Consider the following 10,085-nt stretch of genomic DNA (forward strand, 5'->3'; position numbering starts at 1 on the left):
CGCCGGAAGAATGACTGCTGTGTCACTGACGCCGAATGTGCGAGAGCACAGATTCCAGATGCACCACTACCGCAACTGCGCGGGGGCCCCGCTTAAGAATTAGCGGTTTGAGCCGCTTTCTCTTGCTTACTTCTCTTTGCGGCAGGCAAAGAGAAGTGAGTGCCGCCCCGCACAGGGGCAACGCTAATAGACCACTAACAAATCAAGGAGAGGCCAAAAAAGCCAGAACAAGGAAAGGCCAACACCACAGGCATACAACCAAGCGCCGCGCAGGCAAAAAAAAACTTCTACCCCTCCCCCCGATACCCCACCAGCACCTTATGCGCAACCATATCCACAGCAGGCTTAACCAACCCATTCTTGTCGGTCCAAACCTTGGGCGTCAACGCCCCACTCAGCGCAACGCTATCTGCATCACTCAGCGCAAGCAACGCCCCCTGCACTTCATCATCAAACGCAATCACATTGACAAAAATCGTATCGCCATCATTGGTGGTCGCCCGGACCTTGCAGGTCACAAAGCGTTTGCCATTCTGCCCCGTGCGAATCTGCGCCTCGCCATACAAGCGTCCACCCACCAGTCCATCTATCATCGTCCTGCTCCTCTAATTCCGTACCGTGCAAAAAAGCAATATCGCTCAGCGTGGCCCGTATGATCCCACGATACGCAGCGCGGCTAACGCAAAAGCACAGACCGCTCGCGCCAGAGCACCACAGACCACCACAAACCACACGCAGCGCGCCCATGCCAGCCCCGCACGCTTGCCGCTAACCCGCTCCCGCCGCCTCGAAAATATCGCGCAACCATTGCGCAAAAACCCGCACCCGTGACGACAACTGCCGGTTGTGCGGATAGAGCACCGAAACCGGCATCGGCGGCGGCGGATAGTCCGCGAGAATGATCTTCAGCCGCCCCGACGACAATTCACCCGCCACGCGATATTGCGGAACTTGCACGATGCCAAGCCCCGCCACCGCCGAGCCCGTGTAGAGATCGGCGCCTGTCACCGATACCGCCGACGGCAGGTACATAGCCGTCTCGCGCCCATCGACGCTGAATTCGAGCGGCACTGGCTTGCCAGTCGCGCTGGACAGATAGTTGACCGCACGATGCGCGGACAAGGCCGAGGGGTCGGCCGGTTCGCCGTAAGCCGCCAGATAGGCCGGACTCGCCACCGTCACTTGCGGCAACTGCGCCACGCGCCGTCCAACCATCGACGAATCCTGCAGATTACCCGCCCGCAACACGCAATCGACCCCCTCGCGCACCAGATCGATCAGCCGGTCGTCCTCGCCGATCGTCAATTCAATGTCGGGAAACCGGGCGAGAAATGCCGGCAACGCCGGCACGACAAAGTGCCGGGCCAACGTGCCCTGCAAATTCACGCGCAATAGCCCCTTCGGCGCAAGGTTGGAAAACGAGCCCTCCGCCTCCTCCATGTCCGCGATCAGTCGCACGCAGCGGCGGTAGTACGCCTCGCCGTCGTGCGTCAGGCGCACCGAACGCGTAGTGCGCTCGAGAAGCCGCGCGCCAAGCCGCTGCTCCATGCGCTTCATCAGATTGGTGACGGTGGCCCGCGGAATCTGCAAGTCGTCCGAAGCGCGCGTGAAACTTTGCCGCTCGGCGATTCGTATGAACACCCGCATTTCCTCGAAACGATCCATGGTTGACGCCTTTGTGCCCGGCCAGCAATCCGGCTGCCTGCCTGCCTGCCTGCCTGCCTGCCTGCCTGCCTGCCTGCCTGCCTGCCTGCCTGCCTGCCTGCCTGCCTGCCAATTATTAATGCAAATGGAATGATGATGGCAAGTTTAGCCAGATTATCTCAGCGTTGAAAGCGACCATGATTCGTTTCACCAACCCACCACACAGAAGGAAACGAATCATGAACACGATCAAAAACGCTCAGGTCGCCATCGTTACCGGCGCATCCCGTGGCATCGGCGCAGCGGTTGCGCAACGCCTCGCGAACGACGGCTTCGCGGTTGCCGTCAACTATGCATCGAGCTCGTCGGAGGCCGATGCGCTGGTCGCGCAACTCACGGCGGCGGGCGCCAAAGCCATTGCGGTGAAGGCCGACGTTTCGAACGCCGACGACGTGCGCCGCATGTTCGCGACCACCGAACAGCAACTCGGCAAAGTGGACGTGCTGGTCAACAACGCCGGCGTGCTCAAGACGGTGCCGCTCGCCGACACCAGCGACGCGCTGTATGACCAGACCTTCGACATCAACGTGCGCGGCACCTTCAACACCCTGCGCGAAGCGGCCGCACGGATGAACAACGGCGGACGCATCGTCAACTTTTCGAGCACGACGCTGGCGCTGAACATGCCGGGCTACGCGATCTACAACGGCACCAAAGCCGCCGTCGAAGCATTCACGCACGTGTTCGCCAAGGAATTGCGCGGCCGCAACATCACCGTCAACGCTGTTGCACCGGGCCCGATCGCGACCTCGCTGTTTCTCGACGGCAAGACCGAAGAACAGATTCAGACCTTCGCGAAGATGCCGCCGCTGCAACGTCTCGGTCAGCCGGACGACATCGCTTCGGTGGTGTCCTTCCTCGCCGGTCCGGATGCCGCGTGGGTCAATGGACAGATCCTGCGCGCCAACGGCGGTGTGGCCTAACGCTCGCCTGAAAACGCGGAAAGCGCCTTTCTCACGGCACGATTGAACATCACATCACTTTCACGAAACCAATCGGAGAACACAATGCAAAAGAACATCATTCTGGTGACGGGCGCCGGTACGGGCATCGGCAAGCTCACCGCGCAATCGTTGGCCGAAGCCGGCCATATTGTCTACGCGACGATGCGCGATGTCGAAGGGCGCAACAAGCCACGCGCCGACGAAATGCGCTCGCTCGCCAAAGCGAAGAACCTCCAGCTGCATCCGCTCGAACTCGATGTGTTGTCGCAAGAATCCGCCGATGCCGCCGCCGCGGCAATCGTGCGCGAGCAAGGACGGCTCGACGTGGTGATGCAGAACGCGGGACATCTGGTGGTCGGTCCGAGTGAAGCGTTCACGCCGGAGGAAATGATCAAGGTGTTCGACACCAACCTGTTCGGCGCGCAGCGTGTGAACCGTGCGGTGCTGCCGTACCTGCGCCAGCAGGAAGCCGGTCTGATGTTGTGGATCAGCAGCACGACCACCAAGGGCGGCTTTCCTCCATTCCTCGGCCCTTACGGTGCGGCGAAGGCTGCAATGGATTCGCTTGCGGTCACCCTTGCCTACGAAATCGCGCGCTTCGGTATCGAAACCTCGATCGTGGTGCCGGGCGCGTTCACGCGTGGCACCGCTCACTTTCCGAGCGCCGGCAAAGCTGCCGATGTGGAACGCGCCGCCGCGTACGCACGCTATGACGGCGTGATGGATCAGATCGGCGAACGCCTGTCCGAACTCACCCCGGACGACGCGGATCCGCAGGCCGTGGCCGATGAGATCGTACGGATCGTCGCGTTGCCTTCGGGTGAACGGCCAATGCGCTCAGTGATCGATTTCGTCGGCGACGGCGCGCGTGAAGTGCTCGAGGTCTATGAGCGTGTGCGCATCGAGTTCGCCAAGCGGATCGGCATGGGCGATCTGCTCGAAGCGAAGGTCAAGCGCTAACCATGCGTAATCGTAAGGAACGCCAAGGATCATTGAACAAGCCTGGCGTCCTGGCACTCCTTTTCCGCCTTGAACCTACGCGCTCATGAAACCGTCAATCCTGGTCGCCTGCGCCGTGCTGCTGCCGTTCCTGATCGCCGCTTGCGATGCAAAACCGCAGTCGCAGGATGCATTCGTCGCCACGCGGAGTACGAATATGAAACCCTCTGTGACTTACCTTCATCTGTTGAAGCACACGCCCTTTTTCACGAGCCTGACGACCGAACAATTGCGTTGGGTGATTGCGCATTCACACGAATGGGAAGCGCAATCGGGCACGGTGATCGAACAAAGCGACGGCAGCATGCACGGCGCCGAAAACGATCAAGGCATGTGGATTCTTCTGGACGGCGGCTGGCAAATCGAATCCGGCCAACGGTCGTATCCGTCGGGCCATGCGAGCGCGGGGAAATGGTTCAGCGCGGCGGTGACCGATCAAGCCTGGCGTCTAGTTACGACCGAACACAGCTATGTGATGAAGATCGAACGCGCCGACTTCGACGCAATGTTCGAACAAGGTTTCGCGTTCGACCAACACCTCGATGCGGGCCGCCACTATTACAGCGAACTGTTCACCGCCCCGGTCGAACTGGTCAAATAGCAGTCGAGCTGGAGCGGGTTGTTACTCTGCTTACGCCGTGCCAACGCAAACGCCAACGCAAACGAAGCGTGCTCAAACCTCCGCCGGATTACGCTCCGCAAATCCTTCCTGATGCCAATACGGATACGCGGGACGTACTGAGCTGGCAGCATCGAGCTTCGCCATCTGTTCGGGTGTCAGATTCCAGCCCACTGCACCGAGGTTCTGCCGCAACTGCTCTTCATTGCGCGCACCGATCAGCACCGTCGAGACGGTAGGCCGCTGCAGCAGCCAGTTCAGTGCGATTTGCGGCACGGTCTTGCCGGTTTCGGCCGCAACCTCGTCGATTGCGTCGAGCACACGGAACAGATACTCGTCTGGCACCGGCGGCCCCATGTCGGCGGTTTTATGCAGCCGGCTCGTTTCCGGCAACGCTTGACCGCGCTTGATCTTGCCGGTGAGACGCCCCCAGCCGAGCGGACTCCACACCACCGCGCCCACACCTTGATCGACGCCGAGCGGCATCAACTCCCATTCGTAATCGCGGCCGATCAGCGAGTAGTAAGTCTGATTCGCAACATAGCGCGGATAGCCGTAACGATCCGCAGTGTCTTGCGATTTCATCAGATGCCAGCCGGAGAAATTCGACACGCCGGTGTAGCGGATCTTGCCGGCGCGCACGAGATCGTCGAGCGTCGACATGACTTCGACAATCGGTGTCTTCGCGTCGAAGCCGTGCAACTGGAACAGGTCGATGTAGTCGGTTTGCAAGCGCTTGAGCGCCGCGTCCACCGCCTGGATCAGATGAAAGCGCGACGAGCCGACACTGTTCGGACCATCATCGAAACGGAAGGTCGCCTTGGTGGAGATAATCGCTTTATCGCGCTTGCCCTTGAGCGCTTCACCAAGCACCGACTCGGAAGCGCCGCTCGAATAGATGTCCGCGCTGTCGAACATCGTGACGCCCGCATCGAAACAGATGTCGATCAGGCGACGCGCTTCCGCCACGTCGGTGGCACCCCACGCCTGAAAAATTTCACCCTTGCCGCCGAATGTGCCGGTGCCGAAACTCAATACCGGCACCTTGAAACCTGATGCACCCAGATGTCTATATTCCATTGCTGAATCTCCGTGGCCTGACCGTCGATAAGCGGACGTTCAGCCTACGCGTGTCCGGGAAAACGTGTCAGACGGCGCTCAACGTGGCCAGCGCGTCGCGCGCGCTTCGAATCACGCTGTCCCAATCACCCAGCGACGGTTGCCGGAACAGTTTCGCTTGCGCGTACCAGGGTGTATCGGTGCGCTCCAGCATCCAGCGCCAGCATGTGTCGAAGCGGTTCAGAATCCAGACCGGCTTATCCAGCGCACCGGCCAGATGCGCGGTGGACGTGTCGACCGAAATTACCAGATCGAGGTTTGCCACCAGCGCGGCCGTGTCGGCGAAGTCTTCGAGTTCGTCGGTGTAGTCGACAACACCGAGGTGCGAATCGCCGCGCGGCAATTGCTGCGCAGCCGCTCCTTTTTGCAGGCTGAAGAACTGCACGTTCGACACATCGAGAATCGGCGCGAGCCGCTCGAATGTGATCGAACGGCGCGCGTCGTTCTTGCGAAGCTCGGCGACATGCGGCCGATTTCCGCCAGCCCAGACGAGCCCGACTTTCAAGCGCCCTTCCGCTTGCGCAGCAATACGCTCGTGCCACTCACGCGTCGCTCGCGGATCGGCGAACAGATAGGGCGTCTTTGACGGAATACTGGCGAGATCGGTCCTGAACGCAAGCGGCAGACTCAGCAAGGGGCAGTGACAATCGAACGGCGGGAGTGCCTGGCCCGCTTCGATCAATTGGTCCACACCGTCGAGCGTGGACATAAGCCGCATCAACTCGCGCGGCACCTCCAGCACGACCTTTGCGCCGAGCTTCGACACCATCCCGGCATAGCGGCAAAATTGCAGCGTGTCACCGAGGCCTTGCTCAGCGTGCAGCAGAATCGTTTTACCGTCGATCGAAAAATCGCCTAGCCAAAGCGGCTGCGCAAAGGTGCGCCTGCCCGCCCTGATCCGGCTACGCTCCCAGCGCCATTCGTACTCCGTCCATCCTGCTTCCAGGTCCCCCAGTTGCAGCAGACACAACGACCGGTTCCAATGCGTCTCAGCAGCGGCGGGACTCACGGCCAGCGCGCGCTCATAGCTTTGCAGCGCTTGCGCGTGCTCATTGAGATCGACCTGAGTCAGGCCGAGGTTGTTCCAGGCATCGGCAAATGCGGGGGCGAGTTCGAGCGCGCGCTGATAGCTTTGCCGCGCTTCGTGCGGCTGGTTCAGATCGCTAAGCGCATTGCCGCGATTGCTCCATGCGTCGGGATAGTTCGGCTGCAGGGCGAGCGCGTGATCGCAGCTTGCCAGGGCATCGGCGGGGCGACCCAGATCGCGCAGCACGCAGGCACGATTGTTCCAGGCTTGCGCGAAATCCGGCGTCAAGGCGAGCGCGCGATCGAAGCTGCCGAGCGCTTCAAGCGGCAAGTTCAGACCGGCTTGCGCATTGCCCCGATTGTTGAGTGCGTCCGGAAATCTGGACTGCAAGGCAAGCGCGCGATCGGCACTCACCAGCGCTTCGTCGAAACGTTGCAAGGTATTGAGTGCATAGGCGAGATTCGAATGCAGCGGTGCCTGTTTCGCGTTGACAGCGAGCGCCTTTTTGAGGAACTCGATACCCTCCTGGATACGCCCGGCTTGCAGCGCGAGCGAACCCAACAATTGCAGCGCGTCGAAATGGCGTGGCTTGAGTTCAAGAATCTCACGGTAGAGTTCTTCGGCCTCGGCAAATGCGCCGTTCTGCTGCAGCGCGACGGCTTGCCGAAGCATATGGTCCAACTGTTGTGGGAGATTGGCAGGCTTGCCCATGCGGTGAGCTTTGATTGAATGCGCGTGAAATCGGGAAATTGCTTTCGAGCCTGCCTGAGTCACGCCGGAAAGCGCGCAGGTCGGGCCCAAAGAATGAAGCCGATTATCGCCGAAAAGAATGCATTCGGCCTGCTGTGTGCAAGCGACCCGAGATTGGGAACGAGCGGAAGGGCTACCGCAGATTCTGGAGGTGGTTCTTGAGGGTGGCTCTTGAGCGCGTTTGTACCGCCTGGTGGCGCGCGTCGCGTCTCAACGCGACGCGCGCTTGATGCTCAGACTATGTGCGACTCTGGTCCGGGTATGGCTTACTGAGCGAAATGCTTACGCCTGGCGAGATCCTGCGCCATTGCGTAATGCTCCTGGATGGTCGGGAGTGCCTTCTTCGCTACGTCTTTCAGTTGTTCGTCGCGGCCCGAGGCGATTTCAGCCTGGAATGCCGACAACGCTTTCTGTTCGCCGGCCAGTGCGACCTGCTCGATATAGGTCTTGTCGAAGTCGGCGCCGCGCAGGTTGTTGATGCTTGCGAGTACCGCGGTATTCGGATCGTTCTTCGGCACGTCGACGCCACGTGGGCTCGCGGCGCGCAGGGCGTCCGAGATTTTCGCATTGTCGTTCGACACGCGCTCGGCGAATGCTTTCACATCGCGGTCGGTGGAGCGTGAGGTGGCGATGCGTGCGGCGTCGCGTTGCGTGGCGACGGCCGTAGTGGCGTCGGTGATGAAGGCCTGGTCGGCGGCATGAAGACGAGCAGCGTCCGGCGCTGCCGGTGCGGTCTGTGCACTGGCAGCAGTAGCGACGACCATCAGGCCGGCCACGCAGGCGCTGGTAAGGGTGGCGAGAGGCAAGCGGATCATACGTTCTCCTTGGAGTGGAAGCGAGACGACAGCGATGCGCGTGCGCCCTGGTGACTGCGTGCGATTGCATGGATACCTTGCAAGTCGCTTGCAATTGACTAACGACGCCGCGCTTTTATCGCTGTGCATTCTAGGAGGCGCTTTGTCCAGCATGTGAAACCATGCTGTCGCTTCTGTAACGTTAGGTAACCTTCATACAAATTATCTGGCTGTGCCTTAGTGCCACGGCCCTCCTCCTGTTTTGAATATCCACCGGGTGTTAACCAGAATGCATCAGTAAACCGCGTGAATTCACTGAATTTTCCTGCCGATACGCCGATAACGAAAAGATAGGGCACGCGCCAGGGCAGAACGACCGATATGCCTCGCGCACCACTCGCACCGCAATCCCTGGAGAGTTTCAATGGCAGTCGATCACCGCGCGAACGACGAACGCAGCAACCTGACGAGTTCCAACAAATTCGAGTTGTTGCTGTATCGGCTGGGATCCGTTCCTGGCAGCGACGCGCATGAGCTTTACGGCATCAACGTCTTCAAGGTGCGTGAAATCTCGACGATGCCGACGGTGACGCCGATTGCGGGGTCATCGCCGTATGTCATGGGGGCGGTGGACATTCGCGGGCAGATTATTCCCGTGATCGATTTGCCGCGCCTGATGGGTTGCGAGCCGACGCGCGGCTTGAACATATTGCTGGTGACGGAGTTCGCGCGTTCGACGCAGGCTTTTGCGGTCGAGGAAGTGGACGACATTGTGCGGCTCGAGTGGAATCAGGTGTTGTCCGCCGAAGGGGCGGCTGGTGGCAATCTGGTGACGAGCATTGCGCGTATCGACGGCAACACGGGCGACTCGCGGCTTGCCCAGGTGATCGACGTGGAGCAGGTATTGCGCGACGTGTTTCCGTCACAGCATCCGAGCGTCGACCCGACCTCCGTGGGTGAAGCGCTTGGCATCCGCCGGGGCGCGAAGATTCTCGCCGCTGACGATTCCGGTTTTGCTCGCAAGCTGATTGAGCAGGCGTTGACCGCGATCGGTGCGGACTACGTGATGACCAAGACCGGCGAGGAAGCGTGGAATACGTTGCAGCAGGTTGCGCGTGAAGCGCAGGCTAGCGGCGCTAGAGCGAAGGACAGTATTGCACTGGTGTTGACCGATCTCGAGATGCCGGAGATGGATGGGTTTATGTTGACCCGTCAGATCAAGGCTGACGAGCGGACCCGGGATATTCCGGTGATTATTCATTCGTCTTTGACTGGCGCCGCTAATGAGGCGCATGTGAAGAATGCTGGGGCGAATGGGTATGTGGCGAAGTTTGCAGCCGCTGAGCTGGCTAATGCTATTCGCAATGCGCTTGGGGGGGTGGAGTTGGTGGAGGGGGTTGTTGGTTAAAGGGTGGGGTTTTGCCTGTCCAGGCTGGGAGGGCTGGGCGGCGCCTGGTTGGGTGTGTGGCTGTGGTGTTTGCCTTTCCTTGTTCTGGCTTTTTTGGCCTCTCCTTGATTTGTTAGTGGTCTATTAGCGTTGCCCCTGTGCGGGGCGGCACTCACTTCTCTTTGCCGGCCGCAAAGAGAAGTAAGCAAGAGAAAGCGGCTCAAACCGCTAACCCTTAAGCGGGTCCCCCGCACAGCCACGGTAGTGGTGCATCTGGAATCCGTGTTCTCGCACATTCGGCGTGAGTGACAAGGCATTCATACTTCCGGCGGCGCTGCGCGCGCCGACGCGCAGTTCATAAAGCCACCCGCTGCGTTTTCGCGCTCGCGCCGTCCATCCTTCGTATAACCACCCGCCAAGCGTTCGCTCCCGCGGTTTGCCTGGTTCCCTGACTCGTCGTTGCATCGCTGCGGCGAGCACAACTACGGCCGTGCAGTGAATGCGCGCATCGGCATTTCATTTGAAGTGGGGTTCGCCAGTAAGCGCGGAAGCGTCTCGCCGAGGCGAAGCCGATGGCCCCCGCCGCGCGAAACGAAGCCCGCGGGTTTCCCTGGCAGACCCGTCCGCGACGCACGCAGTGCGGAGTGGGAGCGAATGAGCGCCTTGTCACCAGCGCGAAGTGTGCGGGGGCACGGATTCCAGATGCACCACTACCGTGGCTGCGCGGGGGACCCGCTTAAGA

Annotated in this window: 9 protein-coding genes; 4 read left to right on the top strand and 5 right to left on the bottom strand. The window is 60.6% G+C overall.

Going from position 1 to position 10,085, the window contains the following annotated elements; genetic code table 11:
- Window positions 1–287 precede the first annotated feature (287 nt).
- Together PQR67_RS17665 and PQR67_RS17670 are read right to left on the bottom strand one after the other, a co-directional pair.
- Complete coding sequence (locus tag PQR67_RS17665) at window positions 288–593, bottom strand: single-stranded DNA-binding protein (protein WP_408461683.1); 306 nt, start codon at window positions 591–593, stop codon at window positions 288–290.
- 175 nt (window positions 594–768) lie between these two features.
- A complete protein-coding gene (locus PQR67_RS17670) occupies window positions 769–1,665 on the bottom strand; it encodes a LysR family transcriptional regulator (RefSeq protein ID WP_408461686.1) in 897 nt (298 codons plus the stop codon).
- A 218-nt stretch (window positions 1,666–1,883) separates the two neighbouring features.
- Between PQR67_RS17670 and PQR67_RS17675 the strand changes: the two genes are divergently transcribed.
- The 3 genes from PQR67_RS17675 to PQR67_RS17685 all read left to right on the top strand — a co-directional run bounded on the left by PQR67_RS17675 (window position 1,884) and on the right by PQR67_RS17685 (window position 4,248).
- Window positions 1,884–2,627 (top strand): SDR family oxidoreductase, encoded by a 744-nt coding sequence (locus tag PQR67_RS17675; RefSeq protein ID WP_408461689.1) that lies wholly within the window; start codon window positions 1,884–1,886, stop codon window positions 2,625–2,627.
- A gap of 84 nt (window positions 2,628–2,711) precedes the next feature.
- Window positions 2,712–3,608 (top strand): SDR family oxidoreductase, encoded by an 897-nt coding sequence (locus PQR67_RS17680; protein WP_408461692.1) that lies wholly within the window; start codon window positions 2,712–2,714, stop codon window positions 3,606–3,608.
- A gap of 85 nt (window positions 3,609–3,693) precedes the next feature.
- Window positions 3,694–4,248 (top strand): cyclic nucleotide-binding domain-containing protein, encoded by a 555-nt coding sequence (locus PQR67_RS17685; RefSeq protein ID WP_408461695.1) that lies wholly within the window; start codon window positions 3,694–3,696, stop codon window positions 4,246–4,248.
- Window positions 4,249–4,320: 72 nt separating this feature from the next.
- On the opposite strand, the gene PQR67_RS17690 is transcribed toward PQR67_RS17685, so the two are convergent.
- The 3 genes from PQR67_RS17690 to PQR67_RS17700 all read right to left on the bottom strand — a co-directional run bounded on the left by PQR67_RS17690 (window position 4,321) and on the right by PQR67_RS17700 (window position 7,977).
- On the bottom strand, window positions 4,321–5,346 hold the full coding sequence (locus PQR67_RS17690; protein WP_408461698.1) for an aldo/keto reductase: 1,026 nt from the start codon (window positions 5,344–5,346) through the stop codon (window positions 4,321–4,323).
- Window positions 5,347–5,413: 67 nt separating this feature from the next.
- Window positions 5,414–7,123, bottom strand: coding sequence for a tetratricopeptide repeat protein (locus PQR67_RS17695; RefSeq protein WP_408461701.1), 1,710 nt, complete (start codon window positions 7,121–7,123; stop codon window positions 5,414–5,416).
- 305 nt (window positions 7,124–7,428) lie between these two features.
- Window positions 7,429–7,977 carry a DUF4142 domain-containing protein gene (locus tag PQR67_RS17700; protein ID WP_408461704.1) on the bottom strand — a complete coding sequence of 183 codons (549 nt, stop codon included), beginning with the start codon at window positions 7,975–7,977 and terminating at the stop codon, window positions 7,429–7,431.
- Between the two features lie 403 nt (window positions 7,978–8,380).
- Here PQR67_RS17700 and PQR67_RS17705 point away from each other — a divergent pair, with 403 nt between their 5' ends.
- Window positions 8,381–9,364 (top strand): chemotaxis protein CheV, encoded by a 984-nt coding sequence (locus tag PQR67_RS17705; RefSeq protein WP_408461707.1) that lies wholly within the window; start codon window positions 8,381–8,383, stop codon window positions 9,362–9,364.
- Window positions 9,365–10,085: the final 721 nt, after the last annotated feature.

It is taken from the genome of Paraburkholderia fungorum, assembly GCF_046026025.1.
GTDB lineage: Bacteria > Pseudomonadota > Gammaproteobacteria > Burkholderiales > Burkholderiaceae > Paraburkholderia > Paraburkholderia fungorum_E.

Bases quoted from the DNA above. Each gene is read 5' to 3' on its own strand.
- PQR67_RS17665 (WP_408461683.1), bottom strand. From the start codon at position 593: ATGATAGATGGACTGGTGGGTGGACGCTTGTATGGCGAGGCGCAGATT.
- PQR67_RS17670 (WP_408461686.1), bottom strand. From the start codon at position 1,665: ATGGATCGTTTCGAGGAAATGCGGGTGTTCATACGAATCGCCGAGCGG.
- PQR67_RS17675 (WP_408461689.1), top strand. From the start codon at position 1,884: ATGAACACGATCAAAAACGCTCAGGTCGCCATCGTTACCGGCGCATCC.
- PQR67_RS17680 (WP_408461692.1), top strand. From the start codon at position 2,712: ATGCAAAAGAACATCATTCTGGTGACGGGCGCCGGTACGGGCATCGGC.
- PQR67_RS17685 (WP_408461695.1), top strand. From the start codon at position 3,694: ATGAAACCGTCAATCCTGGTCGCCTGCGCCGTGCTGCTGCCGTTCCTG.
- PQR67_RS17690 (WP_408461698.1), bottom strand. From the start codon at position 5,346: ATGGAATATAGACATCTGGGTGCATCAGGTTTCAAGGTGCCGGTATTG.
- PQR67_RS17695 (WP_408461701.1), bottom strand. From the start codon at position 7,123: ATGGGCAAGCCTGCCAATCTCCCACAACAGTTGGACCATATGCTTCGG.
- PQR67_RS17700 (WP_408461704.1), bottom strand. From the start codon at position 7,977: ATGATCCGCTTGCCTCTCGCCACCCTTACCAGCGCCTGCGTGGCCGGC.
- PQR67_RS17705 (WP_408461707.1), top strand. From the start codon at position 8,381: ATGGCAGTCGATCACCGCGCGAACGACGAACGCAGCAACCTGACGAGT.